25 protein-coding genes are annotated in these 21889 nt (G+C 35.7%); 6 read left to right on the forward strand and 19 right to left on the reverse strand.

What is annotated here, in order from left to right; all coding sequences use genetic code 11:
- Window positions 1–72: 72 nt before the first annotated feature.
- Entirely contained in the window at window positions 73–960 is an 888-nt protein-coding gene (locus IEV85_RS15625) for an SMP-30/gluconolactonase/LRE family protein (protein ID WP_188465077.1), read from the reverse strand.
- Between the two features lie 100 nt (window positions 961–1060).
- Between IEV85_RS15625 and IEV85_RS15630 the strand changes: the two genes are divergently transcribed.
- Entirely contained in the window at window positions 1061–1222 is a 162-nt protein-coding gene (locus tag IEV85_RS15630; protein ID WP_188465079.1) for a DUF1328 family protein, read from the forward strand.
- Here the strand turns inward: IEV85_RS15630 and IEV85_RS15635 are convergent.
- Window positions 1196–2122: a mechanosensitive ion channel family protein gene (locus IEV85_RS15635; protein ID WP_188465081.1), complete on the reverse strand. Its 927-nt coding sequence runs from the start codon at window positions 2120–2122 to the stop codon at window positions 1196–1198. The genes IEV85_RS15630 and IEV85_RS15635 overlap by 27 nt on opposite strands.
- Before the next feature lie 80 nt (window positions 2123–2202).
- Here IEV85_RS15635 and IEV85_RS15640 point away from each other — a divergent pair, with 80 nt between their 5' ends.
- Window positions 2203–2748 (forward strand): inorganic diphosphatase, encoded by a 546-nt coding sequence (locus IEV85_RS15640; RefSeq protein WP_188465084.1) that lies wholly within the window; start codon window positions 2203–2205, stop codon window positions 2746–2748.
- Between the two features lie 62 nt (window positions 2749–2810).
- Here the strand turns inward: IEV85_RS15640 and IEV85_RS15645 are convergent, their stop codons facing one another.
- The 11 genes from IEV85_RS15645 to rimO form a co-directional block, all read right to left on the reverse strand.
- Window positions 2811–3560 (reverse strand): GIN domain-containing protein, encoded by a 750-nt coding sequence (locus tag IEV85_RS15645; protein ID WP_188465086.1) that lies wholly within the window; start codon window positions 3558–3560, stop codon window positions 2811–2813.
- Between the two features lie 202 nt (window positions 3561–3762).
- Window positions 3763–4422 (reverse strand): carotenoid biosynthesis protein, encoded by a 660-nt coding sequence (locus IEV85_RS15650; RefSeq protein WP_188465088.1) that lies wholly within the window; start codon window positions 4420–4422, stop codon window positions 3763–3765.
- Entirely contained in the window at window positions 4412–5878 is a 1467-nt protein-coding gene (gene crtD / locus IEV85_RS15655; RefSeq protein WP_188465090.1) for a 1-hydroxycarotenoid 3,4-desaturase CrtD, read from the reverse strand. The genes IEV85_RS15650 and crtD overlap by 11 nt, the downstream gene beginning before the upstream one ends.
- A 216-nt stretch (window positions 5879–6094) precedes the next feature.
- Window positions 6095–8344, reverse strand: a complete 2250-nt coding sequence (locus IEV85_RS15660; RefSeq protein ID WP_188465092.1) for a TonB-dependent receptor domain-containing protein — start codon at window positions 8342–8344, stop codon at window positions 6095–6097.
- 148 nt (window positions 8345–8492) lie between these two features.
- Window positions 8493–8888, reverse strand: coding sequence for a hypothetical protein (locus tag IEV85_RS15665; RefSeq protein WP_188465095.1), 396 nt, complete (start codon window positions 8886–8888; stop codon window positions 8493–8495).
- A 10-nt stretch (window positions 8889–8898) separates the two neighbouring features.
- Entirely contained in the window at window positions 8899–10203 is a 1305-nt protein-coding gene (locus tag IEV85_RS15670) for a tetratricopeptide repeat protein (protein ID WP_188465097.1), read from the reverse strand.
- A gap of 73 nt (window positions 10204–10276) precedes the next feature.
- Complete coding sequence (locus tag IEV85_RS15675) at window positions 10277–11131, reverse strand: DUF4331 family protein (protein ID WP_188465099.1); 855 nt, start codon at window positions 11129–11131, stop codon at window positions 10277–10279.
- A gap of 27 nt (window positions 11132–11158) precedes the next feature.
- Window positions 11159–11917 (reverse strand): DUF4331 family protein, encoded by a 759-nt coding sequence (locus IEV85_RS15680; protein ID WP_188465101.1) that lies wholly within the window; start codon window positions 11915–11917, stop codon window positions 11159–11161.
- A 106-nt stretch (window positions 11918–12023) separates the two neighbouring features.
- Window positions 12024–12608 carry a 5-formyltetrahydrofolate cyclo-ligase gene (locus tag IEV85_RS15685; RefSeq protein WP_188465103.1) on the reverse strand — a complete coding sequence of 195 codons (585 nt, stop codon included), beginning with the start codon at window positions 12606–12608 and terminating at the stop codon, window positions 12024–12026.
- Window positions 12601–14166 (reverse strand): bacillithiol biosynthesis cysteine-adding enzyme BshC, encoded by a 1566-nt coding sequence (bshC, locus tag IEV85_RS15690; RefSeq protein WP_188465104.1) that lies wholly within the window; start codon window positions 14164–14166, stop codon window positions 12601–12603. The genes IEV85_RS15685 and bshC overlap by 8 nt, the downstream gene beginning before the upstream one ends.
- 4 nt (window positions 14167–14170) lie before the next feature.
- A complete protein-coding gene (gene rimO, locus IEV85_RS15695) occupies window positions 14171–15481 on the reverse strand; it encodes a 30S ribosomal protein S12 methylthiotransferase RimO (RefSeq protein WP_188465106.1) in 1311 nt (436 codons plus the stop codon).
- A 220-nt stretch (window positions 15482–15701) separates the two neighbouring features.
- Here rimO and IEV85_RS15700 point away from each other — a divergent pair, with 220 nt between their 5' ends.
- Window positions 15702–16184, forward strand: coding sequence for a DUF6452 family protein (locus IEV85_RS15700; protein WP_188465108.1), 483 nt, complete (start codon window positions 15702–15704; stop codon window positions 16182–16184).
- Window positions 16150–16890: a DUF6048 family protein gene (locus tag IEV85_RS15705; protein WP_188465111.1), complete on the forward strand. Its 741-nt coding sequence runs from the start codon at window positions 16150–16152 to the stop codon at window positions 16888–16890. The genes IEV85_RS15700 and IEV85_RS15705 overlap by 35 nt, the downstream gene beginning before the upstream one ends.
- Before the next feature lie 27 nt (window positions 16891–16917).
- Here the strand turns inward: IEV85_RS15705 and ftsY are convergent, their stop codons facing one another.
- From ftsY to rpmB, 4 genes are all read right to left on the reverse strand, one after another.
- Window positions 16918–17880: a signal recognition particle-docking protein FtsY gene (gene ftsY / locus IEV85_RS15710; RefSeq protein ID WP_188465113.1), complete on the reverse strand. Its 963-nt coding sequence runs from the start codon at window positions 17878–17880 to the stop codon at window positions 16918–16920.
- Window positions 17881–18041: 161 nt separating this feature from the next.
- A complete protein-coding gene (locus IEV85_RS15715; RefSeq protein ID WP_188465115.1) occupies window positions 18042–18194 on the reverse strand; it encodes a DUF4295 domain-containing protein in 153 nt (50 codons plus the stop codon).
- A gap of 2 nt (window positions 18195–18196) precedes the next feature.
- Complete coding sequence (rpmG, locus tag IEV85_RS15720; protein WP_188465117.1) at window positions 18197–18379, reverse strand: 50S ribosomal protein L33; 183 nt, start codon at window positions 18377–18379, stop codon at window positions 18197–18199.
- 26 nt (window positions 18380–18405) lie between these two features.
- Window positions 18406–18645: a 50S ribosomal protein L28 gene (gene rpmB / locus IEV85_RS15725; protein ID WP_188465119.1), complete on the reverse strand. Its 240-nt coding sequence runs from the start codon at window positions 18643–18645 to the stop codon at window positions 18406–18408.
- A 182-nt stretch (window positions 18646–18827) separates the two neighbouring features.
- On the opposite strand from rpmB, the gene rocD reads away from it, so the two are divergent.
- Both rocD and IEV85_RS15735 read left to right on the forward strand, forming a co-directional pair.
- Window positions 18828–20105, forward strand: a complete 1278-nt coding sequence (rocD, locus tag IEV85_RS15730) for an ornithine--oxo-acid transaminase (RefSeq protein ID WP_188465121.1) — start codon at window positions 18828–18830, stop codon at window positions 20103–20105.
- 262 nt (window positions 20106–20367) lie between these two features.
- Window positions 20368–20787, forward strand: a complete 420-nt coding sequence (locus IEV85_RS15735) for a DUF6438 domain-containing protein (protein WP_188465123.1) — start codon at window positions 20368–20370, stop codon at window positions 20785–20787.
- A gap of 3 nt (window positions 20788–20790) precedes the next feature.
- On the opposite strand, the gene IEV85_RS15740 is transcribed toward IEV85_RS15735, so the two are convergent.
- Together IEV85_RS15740 and IEV85_RS15745 are read right to left on the reverse strand one after the other, a co-directional pair.
- Window positions 20791–21309: a hypothetical protein gene (locus IEV85_RS15740; RefSeq protein WP_188465125.1), complete on the reverse strand. Its 519-nt coding sequence runs from the start codon at window positions 21307–21309 to the stop codon at window positions 20791–20793.
- Between the two features lie 6 nt (window positions 21310–21315).
- Window positions 21316–21837, reverse strand: a complete 522-nt coding sequence (locus IEV85_RS15745; protein ID WP_188465127.1) for a helix-turn-helix domain-containing protein — start codon at window positions 21835–21837, stop codon at window positions 21316–21318.
- Window positions 21838–21889 lie beyond the last annotated feature (52 nt).

Consider the following 21889-nt stretch of genomic DNA (forward strand, 5'->3'; position numbering starts at 1 on the left):
AATGGAGAGACAAGAAAAAGGCTGCTATTCATAAGATTAGCAGCCTTTTTTCTTATTTTAAATAGAATGAGATTAATCTTTTATTTCATATGCTACTACTTTGTTTTTGAAAAAAGTAGGTACATAAACAATTTTTTCGCTAGCGTTTAAACCAATATCAGCAGTTTGAGATTCTTCCGCTTTTGTGTCTAAAAGTAAATGAGCTTTATTACCAGTAACATAATAAATTTCCCCCTTCCATCGGCTGGCTATGTAAGTGCTATCGTTAAGTACTGTAAGTCCATCACCTCCCGTAACTGAGTCATTAACCATAGTAAATTCTCTGCTATCAAGGTTGAGAGAGCGAAAACCATTCTTATCTAAGACAAGCAGGTCTCCATCTTTCATTAAGAGGCCATTAACACCCGAAGCATTTTCAGTTACTGTAGTAAGTTCATCATTTTCAATTTTATGAATGAAACCCAGGTTAGAATCTGATGCATAAACAGCATTATCTGCTACAGTAATATCATTTAAAAATTCAGCTTTTTCAGGAGTATATTCTTTAGCTACTTTACCAGTTTCTAAATCTATCGCAACTATTCTGTCAATATCTGTCACATATAAATGTCCATCAGAAATGCCCATTCCTTTAGGAGCATTAAGCCCGGATGCCCATTTTAAAGTTTTAATGCTTCCATCTAAATTTAAAATAGAAATAAAACCCTTTCCATCTTTATCAAGAGGTTTGCCATCTATATTGGAAACAAAAAGTCTGCTATTTTCTCCATCATACAAAACAGATTCGCAGGTGGTTAAAACAGTATCCGTTTCCCATAATTTCACCAATTCAGGATCAACCGGAACTTCAATTATTTCTTCATTATTGGCTTCATTGGCTTCTTCCGACTCCTTCTTTTTACCTGGCTCACAAGCGATTACAGTTAACGCTAGGGTAAATATTAAAAATTGATACTTCATAATTTGATTGTTTTTTAGCAACTTATTAATAGTGAATGTAGTATAACTATAAATCAATGCAAAAGTTTGCATTTGTTTTTTTAACCTAAAAATATTTTTTATGTTACGTTGGACAATTATTTTTCTGATCGTTGCTATTATAGCAGCCATTTTTGGATTCGGTGGTATTGCAGCAGGTGCGGCATCTATTGCTAAGATTTTATTTTACATCTTTTTAGTCTTATTTATCATAGGCCTAATCATGCGTTTGGCGAAACGCTGATGTAGATACCATCTCTTCAGGTTTAAATTCCTGAAGAGATAATACTTTTCTTAGTGCCACCCTGCGGATATCCTTCTCAGGTATTTTGGCACTTTTATGTAATACAAACTGAAATTTTAATGAAGTAAAGTTTTCATTAATTTTTATAATTCTCAAGTTGTAGCTTTCGGGTTGGATATGGCTTTTGTAGGGTTCTAAAGAATCAATAATATATTTTTCAACAGCTTCAATACTTGTAAGTAGATTGTTTTTTAAATCGAAATCAAAGCTAACTTTCCTCACTCTTCTTTTGGTATAATTTAGAATTTGAGAGGTGAAAATGATGGAATTGGGGATGTAAATTAAATCCTCATCATCATTAACAATGTGAACATTAGTGAGCGTGATATCAATCACTTTTCCTTTAACATCTCCAATCTTAATCTCATCTCCAAGGCTTAGCTCATCTGAGAACATAATGATCATTCCATTAATCATATTAGAAATATAATCTTTGGAAAGAATGGCTATTGCTGCAGCCACAATACTTAATGAGGTAATTAGCGTTATAGGGTTAAGCCCAAAGAGCATAATGATAGCAGCAATAAATACAATTGTGTGTAGTATATTAGCTATATGATTTATACCTACCTCAAAATTATGTTTTACATCTCTTCTCAGTTTATGCTTTTTGAAATAAAAATAGACTACTATCAACCTGGCCAGTGAGATAAGAAGATCGGCATATAAGTAAAACTGAATTGCGTTCAGAAAGTGAACAGGTACTCCAATGGAGATAATACTATCACGAAAATAGTTAAAGCTGAATAGTATAGTGCTGAAGATGATTACTTTCAGGACAAACCTGATTCTCTTTTTATTTTCTTTTTTTATCTGAGCGGTAGGAGAATTTTTAATCATAATCACAAAGATAATATAATCTTATGCCTTCTAAATAGGCGGTTTCTTATTATTGGCTTAAATTTGCGAAAAAATTAAATATGCAAGATACAAAAAGAAACCCCTGGCATGATGTCCACTTTGGAGAGGAAGCTCCTGATTATGTAAATGCCATTATAGAAATATCTAAAGGAAGTAAAGGGAAATTTGAGTTAGATAAAGAAACAGGTTATTTAATGTTAGATAGGGTGTTGTTTAGCGCTGTTCACTATCCGGCTAATTATGGTTTTATTCCTAAAACTTATTGCGATGACAATGACCCATTGGATATCATGGTAATAACTTCTATAGAATTGCCACCTTTGTGCATGGTGAAAGCCAAAGTAATTGGTGTAATGAAAATGATGGACCAGGGCGAGGCAGATGATAAAATTATTGCTGTGGCAGCGAATGACATGTCTGTGAATTATATGAATGACATCAATGACTTACCGCCACATACCTCTAAAGAAATGCAAAGATTTTTTGAGGACTACAAAAAGCTTGAAAATAAGGAAGTAATTGTTGAAGACTTCTTTGATAGAAAAGAAGCACTTAAAGTTATTAAAGACAGCATTGAACTTTATGAAAACACTTTTAAAAAGTAAGATGTAAAAAGAATCCGCTTTTCAACTTTTGATCAGCGGATTCAAATTTAACCTACCTAAACTTAATCTTTTGAGTTTATTTTGCCTCCAGAGCTTGTATTAACACTTACTATTTTTGGCGATCCTTTATAGCTAATTCTTCCTGAAGAACTGGCTTTTCCACTTAACTCTGATGCCACTGTTAAACTGATTTTACCTGATGAACTTGTACTTAAATCTGCAATGCTGCATGTAAACCCATCTCCATTTATAGTGCCGGAACTACTGGCGGTTGCATCAAACTCATCAGCCTCTCCATTGATCTCTATTTTTCCAGAGCTGCTTACTTTAGCTTCTAACTCTTTACAATTGATTTGAGCTTCCAATCTGCCGGAGCTGGATACACTAATATCAGATTCTTCAACATCGGCACTGAAAGTTAATTTTCCTGAACTTGATACTTCAGCATTTAATCTTTTACCTTTAATCAGGTTCTTCACCTCCATTTTAGAGGAGCTGCTTACCTTCAACCTGTCTATTTCCTGGAAATAAACAGTTACTTCTATTTTATCATTGTTGTAGTTTGAGCCGAAAAAACTGTCATTTTGCTTTCTGCTAATTTTCAGGTGATTTCCTGATACCTCTGTTAGTACGTCTTCTAATTCTCCATCAGTGCTTACATCTACTTTTGGGGAAGATCCTTGTACTAAAGTAACTTTAATGCTGGCACTGGAACTTACTTCAGTAAAACTATCCAGACTTCTGGTTTCTCTTTGCTGAGCCATTAATTGAAATGGCAACCATAAAATGAGTATGAGGGCTAAATTTTTCATAAGAATTTTGTTTAGTTTTTGTTGTGGCAATGTAGAGAGCTATTACTTGAAATTCATAAGTTCTGTCACATCCACCATCAATCTGATTTATATGTTTTTAATAGAGATGCTGATTTTTTGCAATAGTTGCACCGGTAATGAAATTTTTATTTTTTTTTGATGCGTTTTGTTTTCCAGGAATAGAAATTAGCTAAGGCAACACTTATAGCATGTTAAGCACGGTAAAAAAGATAATTTGCCAGAGGAGAAGTACTTTGTAAATTTTATTATCGGTTGGGATTTTTATTATGCTATAGAAAGAAAAAATGATAAAGGAAATGAGTGCCCATCCTATATAGTTCTGAAAAGGAATACTATTGTTTTCCCATTTCCAGAAGTTTAATTGAATAGCTACTGGTTCAATTAATGTGTCAATAAGCACAGTAACTATTGTACTGAGAAGAATAGTTAAAATTGGATAAAGTTTTAGATTTTTTAATAAGGCCCAGACACAAAATGTTAAGATGAACCAGTTGACCCCAATAATTATTGGAACATCCATCCACTGAGGACCTAATGTTGTTGGGTAAAGGTAGTTGCCAAAAAGTATTCCTGTGCTTACTCCTATGTACTCTGCAGAAAAACCTATGAGGTAACAAAATATAAATGCCAACAGCAATCTATAATTATAATGTTTTTGGTAAACAAACAAGATAATGCATGATAGCAGCAGGTTGAAGGCTGTTTTTTCAATAAACCAATCAGCATACTTTGTCTGTATGCCTAATATGCCAAAGAAGTAAAAAGCGGACAATATTATTACACCTACTACAGGTTTATCCTTAATCTGTATAGAAGTTTTCTGAAGAATATTAGCTGGCATGAGGCGTTAAATCATCAATTATTTTAGCAGAAAGCAAACATAATGGAATTCCACCACCTGGATGCACACTTCCCCCGGAAAAATACAAACCTTTTATTTTTTGATGAAAATTCGGATGCCTTAAAAATGCTGAATACCGATTGTTGGAGCTACTCCCATACAGTGCACCCTTGTAAGATGAAGTTTTTGATTCTATAGTTCTCGGTTCTAAAATGTTTTCAGTTGTTATGTATTGCTCAAGCGCTACATTTAACCGATTACCAACTTTTGCAATAATATTTTTTCTTGCTTCAGGAATAATGGAATCCCAATCCTGGCCGGAATTTGCCGGTACGTTTACCATTACGAACCAGTTTTCCATACCTTCCGGAGAGTCTTCCGGGCTGTGCTTGGAACTAATGTTGACATAAACAGTAGGATCATGATGAACCGATTTCAGCTTAAAGATATGTCGAAATTCTTCTTTGTAGTCCTTACTGAAAAATATATTGTGCAGGCCAAGCTCTTTAAACTCTCTGTTAATACCCCAATAGAAAATAAGCGCTGAACTACTTCTTTCCTGATTGAGAATAGCCTCAGGTTGTGGCTGATCCTGCAATAATCTTTTATAGGTAGGATAAACATCCATATTGCTTACAACCAGGTCAGCAGAATGAAACTCTCCATTAATAGTAGCGCCTTTTGCTTGTTTATTTTCCACTATAATTTTTTCAACTGAGGAATTGTAGATAAGCTTTACCCCTAAAGATTCAGCAACTTTTACCAACCTTTCGGTAATCTGATGCATACCTTCTTTAGGGTAAAAAGTGCCTTTATTTAATTCCAGATTGGCAATGGAAGTCAAAATTCCGGGGGCCTGATAGGGGTCGGAACCGTTGTAAGTAGCAAACCTGTCAAAAAGTTGCTCCAGCTTAGCATGTTTTAAACTCTTATGGTTTAGCTGATGCATGGTTTCAAATAAGCCAAACCTGTAAATATTGAGTATAGCAGGAATAACCTCTTTGGAAAAAAAAGTACTGGTTTTATGAAGTGATTTTTCTAAAAATAAAGTAGCAGATTTTTCATATTTAAAGGAAGCATCTTTAATGTACTGAGTGATTACTTTAGCATCAATCCCAAAAACTTTTTCTACTTCGTTGCCAAACTTTACAGGATCTGTGTTGGCAATCAGGTGAGCCCCATCATCCCAGAAATACCTGCACGATTCATCTAATTTATAATAAGGGAAATCAATTTGACCAGGGAGCTCTTGTAAACCTACCAAGTCATCCACCAATTCAGGAAGGGTAAATAATGAGGGGCCGGCATCAAACCTAAAGCCATCTTGCTCAAAGGCAGTTAATTTACCGCCAGGATAGCTATTTTGTTCGTGAACCTCAACCTGATAGCCTTTTTTCGCCAATCGGATGGCTGTTGCTATTCCACCTATACCTGCACCTACAATAATTGCCCGCATTATTTTTTATTATTAAACTGTGCCGCTAAATTAAGAAGATATGATCGTAAAAGTATCTTCATTTACTGCATCTTAAAAGAGAAATTACGCACAAAAGGTTTGAGATTTTAGGAAAAATATCATTCTGGCTAACAAAGTGCCAGAATGATATTCATCTTTTACATTAGTCTTTTCCAAATTGAAAACAGAAAGGACACTAATATACTATCGCATAGCTTAAAAGAAGTAGCTAACATTTACCCTTGCAAAAAATGGACTCCCTGGTGTAAAGTGGATTTCAGAAACAGGTTCTGGTTCATTAAAAAGTCTCGATTCTGTTTCAAACTGTGCTTCTTTCCATTCTTCGTTCAGGATATTCTCAATGGATATTCCAACCTGATACTTAGGTTTTGTATAATTTACCACAGCATCCATAAGAAAATATCCCTCAGCAGTTAAACTGTTGTCTTCATTTGCTGCTCTATCTCCTAAATATCTGTAACGCAAGCTTCCATTTAAGCCATTATCCAGCTGAAAACTTAAGCCTCCAATACTGGTAAAAGTAGGTGCTAATGGAATGTGATTTTCACCTTCAGCTTCATCAAGGGCAACCGGATCTGTAAAATTCAGGTCGGTATCAAAATATAACCAATCCAATAGCTGGTATCTGAAAGAAATATCAATTCCTTTGCGCTCCGTTCTGCCACTAGGTTCTACTATGCCTGCATCCCCCACATAAACAAACTCCTGTTCCAGATAGAGGTACCATAAAGCGGTATTAATTGCCAAATTAGGAAATGGTTTATAGGTAGCTCCAAGATCCGCACTATATGCTTTAGGCAAAATTTCCTCTCCTTGTTGTGCTACTACTACTCTTGTATCGTTAGAATGAAAACCGATTCCACCCTTAGCAAACAGGTTAAGGTTATTACTTGCTTTATAGTTGAAGATTAACTTAGGACTAGCTATACCCTGCGAAACCTGCTCTCTTTCATAATTAGGCTTTAAAGCATCTACATAGTTAAAGGTGAAATAATCAAACCGGATGGAGCCTGTGAGGGAAAGCCTTGGACTGAAAAACATGGTTTCCGAAAGATAGGCATGTAGGTTGTACTCATCTACATCACCTCTTGCCAGATCACTTACTACTTCTCTGCGATTGATAGTTTTAGATAAACGAATATCATTTATGTCATCATATCTCACTCCCGCACCAAGTTCAGATAGAAGATTTAATCCACCTATTCTGTCCTCTCGTTTGTAAGAACCATTATAACCATAAATTTTTCGATGCTCACTCTGAGTAATTTGATCTCCATTTACAGGATCTTCCAAAAAGAAAGTGAAATTTGAAACCAAATTAAATTTATAATCGATGGCATACACCTGCTGGCTCAATGTGCTGTTTTCGTCTAGCGCTTTAAGGTATTTAACATTCAGATTTGTCCTGCTGGTTTCACCGCCTTCTGTATCGTCAATGCTTCCAAATCTGCTGATTAAGCCACTTTCTACTGCTCTTTCAGGAATTTGTCCTGAAGCATCCCATTTGCTGCTAAATGTAGAAGCGGAAACCTCTACTAAGCTATTATCTTCCAATCTGCCTGAATACTTTGCCATTAGGTTTAGCCTGGAAAAATTCTGAGGACTTTCAAAGTAACCATCAGTAAGGTAGAATTCAGATGCGATATACAAATCTTGATTCTCCTTCTCCTCTATCAAGTCAATCATAGCTACAGATCGGATAGTCCCGAATTGGCCACCTTCCAGTTTAACACTGCTTTTATCCAGAAATGATTTTGTTTTAAATTCAGCAAATCCTGCTGTGTTGAAATTTCCCTGATCTGCATAATAAGGCCCTTTGTTGAAATTTACCTTCTCAATAGTTTCAGGAATTAAGAAGTGTAAATCAGAGTAGCCTTGTCCATGCGCATGCGAAACCATATTTACAGGCATGCCGTCCACGGAAAGTGCAATATCAGTTCCATGGTCAATATCAAAACCTCTTAAAAAGATTTGCTCAGCTTTACCTCCTCCTGCATGTTGTGCAATGAAGAGTCCGGGCACCATCCGTAAAATGTCCTGACTGGTTTGTATAGGTCTCAGCTTGATGTCAATAGCTGATATTTTCTCAGTATTTTCATTTTCATTACTTGAAACCACTACATCAGACAACTCAATTTGGCTTTCAGTTAAATAGAAGTTTAAGCTTGAGTTTTGATTTTGCTCAAGTATCACTTCTCTGGAAATAGTTTCATAACCTATATAGGAAATATTAAGTGTGTAAATTCCGGGATTAAGGTTTAGGTTATAGTTGCCCAGTAAGTTGCTTGATGTCCCTAACCCATTTTCTGTAACAATATTAGCGCCCGGAAGCGGCTTCCCTTTATCAGAAAATACAGAACCCGATAGTTGTACTTTCTGTGCCATTGAAATAGTGGAGGCACATAGAAAGCCAGTAATTATTAATAGTATGTTAAATTTTTTCATTTGTTTTTTTTACATAGCAGTTCCATGACTTAATTATCAATTAAGTTGAAAGCATACTAAAAGATCAATACTAGAGTAATTGAATAGGTTAAATCCAGTAGAGGTATTAAATAGTTTTTGGAATCTGGAACCTCCTAACTGTTAACCTTTATATACTTTGAAATTGATCTGGCGGAGGTGAGTACAGCCTCTTAGGGCGGGTTATTTCAGTAGGGGTGAAAATTGGGTAACAGATACGGAATTCTGAAGGCACATTATCACCTAACTTGAAGCTGGGTTCATAGAAGAATAAAATGAAACTTATATCCGTCAATAACTTGGCGTTATCTTTAGAAAGAGTCAATAAGTCATTGAATATATTTCCATGGTCACTTATTTGATGGTGATTGTGGCTGTGCGTATGACTATGTGTTTTCGTAGAATGCTGATGAATTCCTGTGATTGATGAAGTAGCATGTAACAGATTATGCCCAACTGATAGTAAGCTCCCGGAAAGTATAATTCCATAAATGAAGATCAGTAATATGGACAATTGTTTTGTCATGCTTTGCTAATTATATTTCAGCAAGTTTAAGGTTTATTTCTTTTGTTTTTATAGGGCCAAGCTCAAACCATGCTTGAGAAGCTTCCATCAGGTATTTTTTAGCTTTGCTTAACTCATTATTAGAAGCATAGATCATTGCCATCTGGTAAATTACTTCAGGCTCGTAAGTTTTTCCTTCAACGTGTTCATTGATAATGCTTAGTGCTTTTTTATGCTCTCCTTTTTGCTCATAAACCCAGGCAAGTAATGAATATACCATTGGAGTAGGCCTGTTTTTAACCTCAAGTTTAGCAATTGTGATTGCTTTTTCAAACATTTTAAAATCTTCTGCATATAAAGAAGCTAAATACTTATTGTACATGTTTTTATACTTCTCTTTTGAAGCTTCTTTTTCAAAAGCTTTCAGATGCTCTAGTTTTTGCTTTCCCTTTCCTTCAATCGTAGCAATTTCTGCCATCATTAGGTGGGCATCAGGTAAAGCAGTTTTAGTTAAAAGGTACTGTGTTATTTCTTTTGCAGCCTCAGTATTTCCATCATGAGAGAGCGCAAGCCATGCTATACCTTTTAGCGCGTGTAAATAATCAGGCTTTTGATCCAAAACATCTAAAAATTTCTGATAGGATTTTTCTAATTCACCAGCGTGGCCATACATATCTGCTAAGTTGGCTTGTGCCCAAATTTTTCTGCTGTCATTTTCGCCTAAAGTTTTAATAGCATACTCTGTTAAAATAATAGCTGAATCTAAATCTCCAATGTGGTCTTTGAATTTTGATTTCCGGACCAGAAAATCAAAAGAAGTGTTTCGTTGGGTTCTTATGAGCATTTCTTCGGCTACCTCATATTCCCCAATTTCCATAGCAGCATCAAATATCATTAGATATGGAGCGAACTTCTCCTCTGTTCTTATGGAAGCTTGCTCAGCGTATTCATATGCAGATTTGAATTGATGTTGCGTAATAGCATTGCTACTCAGAGAAAGATAATTACTTACTCTTTTGTTATCTTGTAGAAAAGTGTTTGCTTTTAGGAGTAAGCTGTCGGACTGGTCTAAATATTCTACCTTACCTGTTTTTTCAAATTGATTAGCTTTAATTACAGCTAATTTTTGCATAAAGGTGTAGCCCCTTGGTTCTTCTTTTAGTTTATTTTCCCAAAAAGAAGCGTTGCTTTCCTGGTTATCTGCCAATTCCACTTTTGACTCGCTTAGAAACTGAGAATAATCGGTTTTATCAACAATTTTGTGATCATGTACATTCTGATTTGTACATGCTACTATAGCAATACAAAAAGTTAGCAGTAAACATATTTTCTTCATGATTGTAAATTTAATCTTAAAAAAAAGGGAGAAATAAAATCATCTCTCCCTTAAAACTAATCCTGCCACTTTTTTAGTTAGCAGGGGCTAAGTAAGGAAAAGTTGCTGAAAATTCAGCATCGTTACCAGCTACGCCATCACCAATTAAACCTTGTTGAGTTGCACTTAAATTTTGTAAATCACCACCAAATGCAAGAATCAAGGTAACATCAACAACATCGTCACCTAAACCTCTTCCATTTAATACATTTTCTCCCAATCTAATATCACTGGGATTAGAAGGACCATAAGTACTTGGGAAATTCTTGTTTGACATTAAAACGTCAGTAGCCAAAACACTGGCTGTTGTAGCATTATCCAAACCTAAAACATTTGTATAAGTGGCAGGATCCAAACCGATATAAGTTTGCAAAGCATCCAATATTCCTTTAAAACCTGCAGAAGGAACATTTCCATCTTCAGGAGTTGTCATATTATAACCATTTTTGGTATCTGCATCTCCAAAGAAATTAAATACAGTGTTGATAGCTGGTCTACCCATTTGATCCGCAGTAGCATAAGTTGGATTTATAACAGTTATTGTGGATTGAGCAGTACTTGTACCAGCTAAATTGACAGCTACCAAAGTTACATCATACTCTCCTTCTTGTGTTGCAGTAAAAGAGATCATATCGCTGGTAGCATTTGCTAAAGAAACTTGTGCTCCTGAAGGACTTGTTACAGTCCAGGTATATGTAACACTTTCTCCTGTAGTAGATGAAGCATCTAAATTTACTACCTCTTCAATATCTACTGAAAAGTCAGCTCCAATGACAGCTTCAGGTTCCATACCCATTGCATCATCCATTTTATCATCATCATTACAGCTTGCAAATGTAACAAGCAACCCTAATGCTAGTATCGTATATATGTTTTTAAACATTTTCATATTTTCTAATTTTATACTATTAACTTTTTATTGTTTTCTTTTTGATTCAGCCCATGAAGTGAAAGTAGCGCTGGTTCCTAAACTGCTTTTAGGTACTTCTATTACAACAGAAAGCACATTTGATCCGGCAAAAGTATCAGTAGCCTCATTTCCTTTAAAAGAAGCAGGGTAAGGTTGCACACCTTCTGTATCAGGGTCGGAGTCTCTGTTGGAATCATAAACTCCAGTGTTTACCTCATCACCTAATGCTGCGCCTACCCCGTTTACTATCGATACAAATTGAAAGAAATCCATAAAGAATGGGTCTTCTCTTGGGCCAGCAAAAATCTTAATGCCGCCACTTGTACCTACCACCGGAGTGTCACCATAAGCAGTGATAGCTGTAGAAACTCTTGTTCCAGCGGTTTCAACTTTTCCTGAAAGTCCGGTTTGAGTTGGTGCAGTAGGGCCAAAAACCACTAAATTTCCATTTCTGAAGATTGCCTGAATCACTAAATCCTCCACATTATCAGCATTGTTATCAATGTTGATTTCATACATCACTTCTTCGTCAAATGAGGCTTCAGCCGTAGCAGCTGGGGCGGTTAAACCTTGTACATTTACTACAAAAACATAGTTTTCAGAATTTTCTTTACTCTCAAAAGCATAATAATCTGTAATATCAGCAGCTGAACTTCCTGTCGTCAGTGATCCTACTGCGGGAGCATCAATATGATCTGCTGCGATCAAAAAGGAACCTACTCCTACAACCGCCATAACAGAACATGCAATAATTAACTTTTTCATAATTGTTTTTTAAGTTTGAACTTGTTAGGCCAATTACGAGAAGAAATGAAAAGCCGGATTTAATCGGTAAAAGATTGTATCTTTTTGGTAAATAATATGCGAGCTTTTAATATTCCTTGTTGAAGGGATGCATTTGAAAGGGTGTTACAGTGGCATTCATTTTTTGATCATGCTTGTCCGCATAAATATTGCCCTCAAGTAATGGAGATAATGAGATACCTAGAAAAAAAGTGGAAGATGAACATTTTTGTAAAAATCGGTCATAATAGCCTTTCCCATAGCCTATTCTGTGTCCCGTTTTACTACCTACTATCATTGGAACCAATACGCAATCAATTCTTTCAATAGGAAAGAGGCTCGCATTCCGGGGTTCAGGAATCCCCCATTTATTTGGCTGTATAACAATTTGCTTATCAATGCGGTAATGCTGCATTTCCGGAGTTTTTAAATCTGAAATGCTGGTTATCACATTTATTTCAGGATGATTTTCCCATAAATGATAAATAAAAGGGAATGTGTCTGGCTCTTTTTGTGAGGTGATGGGTAAGAAAATATGGATATTCTTAAAATGCTTATTCCTAACAAAGCTTATTAATTGCGTTGTCAGCAATTGATTTCTTCTTTGGTACTCTAATGTACTTAGTGTTTTTCTTTTACCCAGGTATACTTTTCGAAGTGTTTGCTTATCCATCCCAGCGGAGAATATGAAATTTTAATTGAAAAGGGTCAAATGATTTAAGTAATTTCTCTATAAATAGCTTATCAGCAGTATAAAAAGGGAGGAAATTTTCTTTTCGCTCCTGTAAACCATTTCCAGGGAAAAGGTAATCTTTCAATTCATCTATCTGGCGCATTTTATCGCTGTGTTTTCTTTTCTCAGCAGCCAGCATTTTCTTTTCAATTTTATCTAAGGAATTGCGAATCTTTTGAGTTTCAGCTAATGCCATTTCTTCCAGACTTAAATCTACCTCGCCAGCATACTGCTGTACGTCATCCATTAGTTGAATAAGCTGTTGCCTCTCCTCATTTAGGTGTAACTTTTGAGCACTTACCTTCTTAGTAATGCTTTTTTTAAGTTCTTCCCGTTCTTTAAATACCTGAACACTGGAAAGCTTAAGCTTTTTTATCTTGTGTTGAATTCTATTCGGGATAATCATTCCGAAATTACGGGGTAATAGAATGGGAAACGGAGTTTCAAAATGTTCAAAAACAGGCTTGAGTTGCATCCAGTAGGCTACTTCTGCCGGTCCACCGGTGTAAGCAAGGTTAGGTAAAATCATCTCCTGATACAGTGGTCTGAGAATAACATTCGGGCTAAAGTATTCCGGATGTTTTTCAATTAGTTGTTTGATCTCTTCCTCTGAAAATTTAAAGTCTGTATCTAAAACAGAATATTCATTCCCTTCCTTTACAATTCTATTTCGTAAACCTTCTCTCAAGTAGAAGAAGTTAATTTCTCTCGGATATGTTTGAGAAGTGTATCCTAACTCATCCAGTTTGGCAGACTGATTTTCAACCAGTTTGTTAGGGGTATTCTTTAAAATGTCTTCTTCTATAACAGGAATGAATTCCTTCTTAAGGTTTTTATCATCAGCATCAATAACAACCAAGCCCTCTGTTGAGTAAAGCTGGTGAACATATTGCCTTACAGCATTTGCCAAATTAGCTGATGATGAATATGCCTGATGAAACAGACCGTCATTTTTTTCTACTAGTCTAGCTAGTTCAGCTAATCCGGTGGTATTCATATGTCCTACTGCACCTGCTTGCTCCGTATCCCACTTATATTTCTTCCCCTCCACTTGTACTGATTTTATTTCGTCCAGGTCGTGGTCTTCTGAAGCCATCCAATAAACGGGGACAAAATTATATTCCGGATAAGTCTGTTTTAACTTTTTACAGGCATTTATTACAGTAATAATCTTAAAGTGGAAATATAGAGGGCCTGTAAAAATATTTAGCTGATGCCCGGTAGTAAGGGTAAAAGTATTTTCTTCAGCTAATAGATCAATCTGTTTTATGAAAGCATCAGTTAAGCCCGGAACGTTTTGATACTGCTCCTTTAAAGTTTGAACCAGTACAGGTCTACTAATCTTTCTGCTTTTCTTTTCTTCAATTTGTTCTTTAAAGTTTTCCACTAGTGGAAAACGATGGTAGAATGGTTTTAAAACTTCTTTTTGATTGATAAAATCGTTAAAAATAGGAGCAAACTGCCCGGTTTCTGAAAAATCAATACATTCTACCTTCATATTTTTATTCTATTGTGCCGTACAAGTCAAATTCAGTGGCATCTGTAATTTCTACCTGTACAAAATCTCCAATGCGTGCATATTGTTTAGTCGCATCAATTAAAACTTCATTATCCACTTCAGGAGAGTCGTGTTCTGTTCTGCCTATAAAATAACCGCCTTCTTTTCTATCAACCAAAACCTTGAAAGATTTACCTATTTTAGCTTCATTCAATTCCTGTGATATAGCAGTCTGCAATTCCATAACGGCATCTGTGCGTTCTTGTTTAACTTCTTCAGGAACGTCATCTTTAAAACTAAATGCATGTGTGTTTTCTTCGTGAGAATAAGGGAATACTCCCAACCTGTCGAAGCGGGTTTTTTCAACAAAATCCATCATTTGCTGAAAATCTTCTTCTGTTTCACCAGCATGACCTGCAATTAAAGTGGTTCTTAATGCTATGCCAGGCACTTTTTCTCTTATCCGTTCAATAAGGGCTTCTTGCTTTTCTCTTGTGGTACCACGCCTCATTAATTTAAGCATATTGGTTGATCCATGCTGCAACGGCATATCAAGGTAATTGCAGATGTTATCTCTCTCAGCCATTACATCTAAAATATCTTCAGGAAAACCAGTAGGAAAAGCATAGTGTAAGCGGATCCATTCAATTCCTTCAACATCTGAAAGGTTTCTTAACAGATCGGCAAGATTTCTTTTCTTGTAAATGTCCAGCCCATAATAAGTAGAATCTTGAGCAATCAGTAATAATTCTTTTACACCATTTCTTGCTAAATTTTTCGCCTCTTTTACCAACTCTTCAATAGGGCGGGAAACGTGTTTTCCACGCATAAGAGGAATAGCACAAAAAGAGCAAGGCCTGTCGCAACCTTCGGCTATTTTCATATAAGCATAATGATTGGCTGTAGTAATAATTCTTTCACCAACTAGCTCGTGCTTATAATCAGCTTTAAACTTTTTAAGTAGAAGAGGAAGCTCCATTGTGCCAAAATAGGCATCTACCTGAGGAATTTCCTTTTCAAGATCGTCCTTATATCGTTGAGACAGACAACCTGTTACATAAAGCTTGTCAATCTGGCCATCCATTTTGGCATCAGCATACCTCAGAATGGTGTCAATGGATTCTTGCTTGGCATTATCAATAAATCCGCAGGTATTTACTATAATAATATTAGAGTCATCCTTATCCGATTCGTGCGTAACATCAATATTATTCCCCCTCAGTTGAGTCATCATTACTTCGGAATCCACCAAATTCTTGGAGCATCCCAGAGTGACTACATTTACCTTGTCTTTTTTTAATCCTTTGGTTTTCAAATTACTTCTTTATTTAAGATTGCAAAGTTAAGGAAATTTGTACAGGAATCGTTCCCTCATAAAGCATTTAGCTTGTATAGTTTTCTTAAACGAGAATATAAAAATACCTTTGTGAATCTTTTATTAAGTACTTTATTTTTGGTATTGTTTTTGTCTAAAAAGCAATATCATTCAGGCTTCACGTTTAGCTTGTCAGAATATTAAATATCTTTGCAGCTCCATGAATAAAATATTAAGATACTGTTTGATCGGGCTTTTTCTTTCGTTGATTTTTGCCTGTGAAGTGGATTCCAACTGTGGTAGTATTAATGTTGACTATGTAACTTTTGACGTAGTAGAATTAAATGCTGAAGGAAGAGAGGTCGAAAAGACAGTTCTTTTTGACTCCATTAAAAGCCCACAGGCAATTATAACCATTTTTCAGCAGCCGGATACTGTTGATTTATTACTTAGTTCATTCCGGTTACGATTAAATCCTGAAGGTGATACTACTGATTTCTATTTTTATTATGATGAGCAAGTAGATACCATTCGCTTTTCACATGAGAAAATTAATAGGGTGGATTCTCCTGAATGTGGGATCGATATGGAATTTATAGGGCTTGATACAGTGCTTCAAACCTTTGATTCCCTAATAATTGTTAATGATACTTTAAGAAGAAGACAAGATGAGACGCCTAATATTAAGCTTTTTATTAATTAATATATTTGCCAGTGCTGTGGTGGCACAGATTGGCCAAGCGCCTCCAACAGCTGATACTACTGAAAATGTAATCAAAAAGGAGCCTCCCAAGCCAAAGGTCCCGAAGTCATTTTACATTCCTACAGGTCTCAGGATTGGTGCAGATTTAGTGGGGTTGGGTATTAGTACTATAGGAACTAAAAGAGACAGGTATGAAATACAGGGTGACATTGATTTTCACCGTTTTTATCTATCAGGGTCATATGGTATAGCAAACTTTAAAGAATCGGGTGATGAATTTACCTATGAAAATGAAGGTTCCTATTTCAGAATTGGTGTTGATGCCAATGTGCTTAAGATGGATCCTGACTTTAATACATTAACCTTCGGGGTAAGATATGCAGTAGCTAATTTTAGTGAAAGCCTGGCTACCAATAGAATTGATCCGGTTTATGGAGCGTACTCTGAAAATTTTACCAATCCGGATGTGAGTGCCAGGTGGTTTGAATTGACTACAGGCTTGAGAGTAATGCTTCTCGAAAATTTATATACAGGCTATACTTTCCGTATACAGCTCAGCAGGAAGTTGCAGGATGCGAGTAATTTCAGATCTTACGATATTCCTGGTTTTGGCCTAAGCGAATTTAAAAACCGCTGGACTTTTAATTACTATATAGTTTACAGAATAGCATGGCGAGAAAAGAAAGTATTTATCCCCGGTAGCTAGTGGATGATTTTGAGCTTAAAGGAATTATTATTTGGAAATCTTTTTGAATAGAGAATCCACAAATTCCATTTTATTAAAAACCTGTAAATCTTCTACTTTTTCACCTACACCGATATATTTTACAGGTATTTTAAATTCATCAGAAATACCAATTACTACTCCTCCTTTGGCAGTACCATCTAACTTTGTGATTGCCATAGCGGTAACATCAGTGGCTTTAGTGAACTCTCTTGCTTGTATTAGCGCATTTTGACCTGTTGAGCCATCTAAAACCAGTAGCACCTCATGAGGTGCTTCAGGAACAAATTTTTGAATAACCCGCTTAATTTTCGTAAGCTCATTCATCAGGTTCACTTTTGTATGCAGCCTTCCTGCAGTGTCAATTATTACGATGTCTGCATTTTCTTCTACTCCTTTTTTAGCAGCATCAAATGCAACAGAAGCCGGATCAGTGTTCATTCCATGAGAAACTACAGGTACACCCACTCGCTCGCCCCACATATTAAGTTGTTCCACAGCGGCAGCCCGGAAGGTATCAGCAGCACCTAAAATAACTTTTTTTCCTTTATTTTTGTATTGTGCTGCTAGCTTACCAATAGTAGTTGTTTTACCTACTCCGTTGACACCAACAACTAATAAGATATAAGGCTTAGTGCCTTCAGGAATAGTGAAATCCTTTAAATCTTCCGTATTATTTTCTGAAAGGAGACCTGCTATTTCTTCTTTTAATATTTTGTCAAGTTCCTGAGCTCCCAGGTATTTGTCGCGGGCCACACGCTGTTCAATGCGATCAATTATTTTAACTGTAGTCCCTACTCCTAAATCAGAACTAATCAAAACCTCTTCCAACTCGTCTAAAACATCCTCATCTACTTGTGATTTACCAACAACTGTTCTGCCGAGTTTGGTGAAAAAACTTTCTTTTGTTTTTTCAAGTCCTTTATCAAGTGATTCTTTCTTGTCTTTGGAGAATAAATTAAGTATGCCCATTGTATGATGTTTTATCAATCAGCTAATTGCCGGAAGTCAGTTTGTAAAGTTAATACGCAATATCCTATTAAAAGTAAGCAGTGGATAATTAATAAAGTAGCTATAAACAAAAAAAGTCCCCAAAAGGGACTTAAGATGAATATAAATTTTTTACAAAAAAATTATTTTTTAAGTGCTTCTCTGGCGTCATCCAAAGGTACAATTTCTTCACGGAATGTGTAAGCACCTGTTTTTTCGGATTTCACCGCTTTAATAACTTTAGCAAATCCCTTTGCTTCCTTATTTTTTAACGTTGCAACTACTTTCTTTGCCATGATTATTTAATTTCTTTATGAACAGTATATTTCTTCATGATTGGGTTGTATTTTTTTAACTCCAATCTTTCAGTAGTGTTTTTTCTGTTTTTTGTGGTGATGTAGCGGGAAGTACCCTGTAAACCACTTTGCTTGTGCTCAGTGCATTCTAATATAACCTGAACTCTATTTCCTTTTTTAGCCATTGTGCTTAATTTTTAGCGATAGCAAATTAATATACTAAATTACCGTTTTCAACTGCTTTCTTCAAAACTGAAGAAATACCATTTTTATTAATGGTACGAATTGCACTCGCAGATACTTTTAAAGTAATCCATTTGTCCTCCTCAGGAATATAGAATCTCTTCTTTTGAAGATTGGGTAAAAATCTTCTCTTAGTTTTATTGTTAGAGTGAGAAACATTGTTTCCTACCTGAGGTCTTTTACCTGTTATTTGACAAACTCGTGCCATATCTATATCTAATTATTTGTTGTCGATTTTAAATTGGTTTGCAAATATCGGCAATATTTTAATAATCACAAACCTATATAAGAAAATACCTTTATATTTTTTCATAAAGGATCGAAAAACACATGCCTTTTGTTAGTTTTGTGAATAGAGTTAATGCAATTTACATAAAAAAATTAAAAGTTATGATTCAGGAGATCACTAAAAGCCAACAAGCCATTGATTTGGAAGATAAACATGGAGCACACAATTATCATCCTTTACCTGTGGTTTTGGCTAAAGGTGAAGGGGTTTATCTATGGGATGTTGAAGGTAAAAAGTATTACGATTTTTTATCTGCATACAGTGCGGTAAACCAGGGCCATAGCCATCCAAGAATTTTAGAAACACTTAAAAAGCAGGCTGCTACTTTAACCCTTACTTCACGGGCTTTTCATAATGATGTATTAGGTCCTTTTGAGAAATACATTACTGAATATTTCAATTTTGATAAAGTATTGCCAATGAATACTGGTGCTGAAGCCGTAGAAACAGCACTCAAAATTGCCAGAAAGTGGGCTTATGAAAAAAATGGGGTACTGGAGAATTCCGGCAAAATAATAGTTGCTGAGCAGAATTTTCACGGAAGAACTACCACTGTTATTTCTTTTTCCAGCGATGAAACAGCCAGGAAAAACTTCGGTCCTTACACTCCGGGTTTTGTTAAAATTCCTTATAACGATGTGGAGGCTCTTGAAAAGGTATTAGAAGGAGAAGATAATATTGTAGGATTTTTAATTGAACCTATCCAGGGAGAGGCCGGGGTTTATACTCCAGCTGATGACTACATGAGAAAATGTAAAGACTTATGTGAAGAGCATAATGTTCTTTTTATGGCAGATGAAATTCAAACTGGAATTGCGAGAACGGGAAGTCTTTTAGCAGTATGTGGAAACTGTACGTGTGAAGGGCATTGCGAAAGACAAGAAACATATGTGAGACCGGATATTTTAATTTTAGGGAAAGCGTTATCAGGAGGTTTCTATCCTGTTTCAGCTGTGTTAGCCGATGACCCTATTATGTCTGTTATTAGCCCGGGAACACATGGGTCCACGTTTGGAGGAAACCCACTTGGAGCTGCTGTGGCACTTACAGCTCTTGAGGTAATAAAAGATGAGAAACTTGCTCAAAATGCCAGGAAATTAGGCGAGTTATTCCGCAATAGAATCGGGAAGTTTGTAGAAAAATCAGATTTGGTAAAGCTGGTAAGAGGTAAAGGCTTGCTAAATGCGATTGTGATTAACGATTCAGAAGAGAGCTCAACAGCATGGGATATTTGCATGGCTTTAAAGGAGAATGGTTTATTGGCCAAGCCTACACACGGAAATATTATTCGTTTTGCCCCGCCTTTGGTGATGACAGAAGAGCAATTACATGAATGCTGTGATATTATTGAGAGAACGATTACCGAATTTCAAAAATAAGTGAGCATGCATTTAAATAAAAAGGGCTGATCCTTTGCAAGGATCAGCCCTTTTTTGGTTTTATGATACTTATCTACTGAAAGGCTTAATATAATGTTGTTAAACCTACTTATACGATAAGCGTAATAAAGATGAAGTTCGTTTCTAGTACTTTCTAGTCTAAAATAGATTAAATCACTTCAAGCTGACGAAATTTTAACGCCCTCAATAATAATTAAAAATGGTCAAAAATTCTTTTATAATTCTAATAATCTTTAGTTTAATGTCTTGCAAGCAACAACAAACAGCAAGTTCTCAAAGCCGGGAGCCGGAAAAGTTATTTACTCTTTCTACTACCCCCTGTTTCGGCACATGCCCTGTTTTTAATTTAGAGCTTTATTCAGATAGTACTCTGATGTTTGAAGGAAAGCAGCACACGGATTTAGAAGGGGTTCATAAAAGAAAACTTACTGCTGCTGAATATGATGCCTTTATAGGGCTACTTAAAATGGTAAAGTGGGAAAATATGAATCCCAGATATGTGTCTGACATGACTGATTTACCATCGCAGGAGTTCTACTATAACTTTAATGGTGAAGAAAAAAATATCTATAAATATGGAGTAGAGCCTCAGTCTTTAGGTAATTTGAGTCAGGCGCTTTTAGCGTATGTAAATGAGACAGTATTTAAAGGGGGTGAATAACTATTAATCCGTTAGATATTTTTGGGGTAACTGTTCACCTTCTAACTCATTACTCCAGAATACATTCATAATATACCATCTACCTTCTCCTTTTAAGAGCTGGATACTATTAATGCCTCTTCTTTCTACTGGTCCATTTTCTTCCGTTCTCACTGCATAAGTGCTAAAGCAATGAGCAATGTTTCCGAATGCCTCAGTTATTCTGTAGAGCTCCTGCTCGTAAAAAGCTTTTCCTGACCTGTTCTTAATAAACATTTGGATGTATTCACCAGGAGACCAATAATTAAAACTTACTTTCCCGTTAGCATCTTTTGTTGTAGGAATTAATTTGCCTTCTTCTGCAAATAAATATTTAAACCTCTCCCAATCTCTTTCTTCATTGGCAGGACCAGAGATTACTTCTGTTAGTGCTTTCATAATAGCATCTATTGAAGCTACATCTTTTGCGTAAGGGTTATTTTGCGCAAAAGAGTTGAAATAAAAGACCTGCAATAAAAAAAACAGGAAAGGAAGCCTCTTCATATAATATTATTTGTCCAACAATTTAATCAAATCTTTATTACTGTTCAATACTGTTTCGAGCAAATCAATAATATTTTCATAGTCGGAGGCAATTTTTCTTACTGTATCACTATGGTGGTCAGTTGACTTCATTCTATGAACATGATATGCTCTAAAGCCTGCAACCATTTTATAAATGTCTTCATTTTGAGCCTTCAAATGCTGAATTTTTTCGTAATGATCCCCAGTGGTTTTAAATGAACCCACTCTTTCTTTTATTCCCTGAAGGATTTTCTCACCGGTTAAATTATTAGGTATTATTCTGTGTTCAATCGGATTGCCTTGGCTTAAATCTGCTTTTATAATATGATTAATATCAACTTTAAAATAATCAGCAAGCTTAACAAGGTTTTCTATACTGGGTTGAGCCAGTTCCTTTTCATATGACGCTATATTTCCTCTTTTAAGGTCCACAGCTTCTGCAAGTGCAGTTTGACTGATTCCTTTTTTGTTTCGTAAGTATTTAATATTTGACGAAATGACTGACATATTGATAATATTTTTAACAAAATTATTAATTTTTACTTAATAATGTAACTTT

It is taken from the genome of Marivirga lumbricoides, assembly GCF_014636295.1.
Lineage (GTDB): Bacteria > Bacteroidota > Bacteroidia > Cytophagales > Cyclobacteriaceae > Marivirga > Marivirga lumbricoides.

Bases quoted from the DNA above. Each gene is read 5' to 3' on its own strand.
- IEV85_RS15625 (WP_188465077.1), bottom strand. From the start codon at position 960: ATGAAGTATCAATTTTTAATATTTACCCTAGCGTTAACTGTAATCGCT.
- IEV85_RS15630 (WP_188465079.1), top strand. From the start codon at position 1,061: ATGTTACGTTGGACAATTATTTTTCTGATCGTTGCTATTATAGCAGCC.
- IEV85_RS15635 (WP_188465081.1), bottom strand. From the start codon at position 2,122: ATGATTAAAAATTCTCCTACCGCTCAGATAAAAAAAGAAAATAAAAAG.
- IEV85_RS15640 (WP_188465084.1), top strand. From the start codon at position 2,203: ATGCAAGATACAAAAAGAAACCCCTGGCATGATGTCCACTTTGGAGAG.
- IEV85_RS15645 (WP_188465086.1), bottom strand. From the start codon at position 3,560: ATGAAAAATTTAGCCCTCATACTCATTTTATGGTTGCCATTTCAATTA.
- IEV85_RS15650 (WP_188465088.1), bottom strand. From the start codon at position 4,422: ATGCCAGCTAATATTCTTCAGAAAACTTCTATACAGATTAAGGATAAA.
- crtD (WP_188465090.1), bottom strand. From the start codon at position 5,878: ATGCGGGCAATTATTGTAGGTGCAGGTATAGGTGGAATAGCAACAGCC.
- IEV85_RS15660 (WP_188465092.1), bottom strand. From the start codon at position 8,344: ATGAAAAAATTTAACATACTATTAATAATTACTGGCTTTCTATGTGCC.
- IEV85_RS15665 (WP_188465095.1), bottom strand. From the start codon at position 8,888: ATGACAAAACAATTGTCCATATTACTGATCTTCATTTATGGAATTATA.
- IEV85_RS15670 (WP_188465097.1), bottom strand. From the start codon at position 10,203: ATGAAGAAAATATGTTTACTGCTAACTTTTTGTATTGCTATAGTAGCA.
- IEV85_RS15675 (WP_188465099.1), bottom strand. From the start codon at position 11,131: ATGAAAATGTTTAAAAACATATATACGATACTAGCATTAGGGTTGCTT.
- IEV85_RS15680 (WP_188465101.1), bottom strand. From the start codon at position 11,917: ATGAAAAAGTTAATTATTGCATGTTCTGTTATGGCGGTTGTAGGAGTA.
- IEV85_RS15685 (WP_188465103.1), bottom strand. From the start codon at position 12,608: ATGGATAAGCAAACACTTCGAAAAGTATACCTGGGTAAAAGAAAAACA.
- bshC (WP_188465104.1), bottom strand. From the start codon at position 14,166: ATGAAGGTAGAATGTATTGATTTTTCAGAAACCGGGCAGTTTGCTCCT.
- IEV85_RS15700 (WP_188465108.1), top strand. From the start codon at position 15,702: ATGAATAAAATATTAAGATACTGTTTGATCGGGCTTTTTCTTTCGTTG.
- IEV85_RS15705 (WP_188465111.1), top strand. From the start codon at position 16,150: ATGAGACGCCTAATATTAAGCTTTTTATTAATTAATATATTTGCCAGT.
- ftsY (WP_188465113.1), bottom strand. From the start codon at position 17,880: ATGGGCATACTTAATTTATTCTCCAAAGACAAGAAAGAATCACTTGAT.
- IEV85_RS15715 (WP_188465115.1), bottom strand. From the start codon at position 18,194: ATGGCAAAGAAAGTAGTTGCAACGTTAAAAAATAAGGAAGCAAAGGGA.
- rpmG (WP_188465117.1), bottom strand. From the start codon at position 18,379: ATGGCTAAAAAAGGAAATAGAGTTCAGGTTATATTAGAATGCACTGAG.
- rpmB (WP_188465119.1), bottom strand. From the start codon at position 18,645: ATGGCACGAGTTTGTCAAATAACAGGTAAAAGACCTCAGGTAGGAAAC.
- rocD (WP_188465121.1), top strand. From the start codon at position 18,828: ATGATTCAGGAGATCACTAAAAGCCAACAAGCCATTGATTTGGAAGAT.
- IEV85_RS15735 (WP_188465123.1), top strand. From the start codon at position 20,368: ATGTCTTGCAAGCAACAACAAACAGCAAGTTCTCAAAGCCGGGAGCCG.
- IEV85_RS15740 (WP_188465125.1), bottom strand. From the start codon at position 21,309: ATGAAGAGGCTTCCTTTCCTGTTTTTTTTATTGCAGGTCTTTTATTTC.
- IEV85_RS15745 (WP_188465127.1), bottom strand. From the start codon at position 21,837: ATGTCAGTCATTTCGTCAAATATTAAATACTTACGAAACAAAAAAGGA.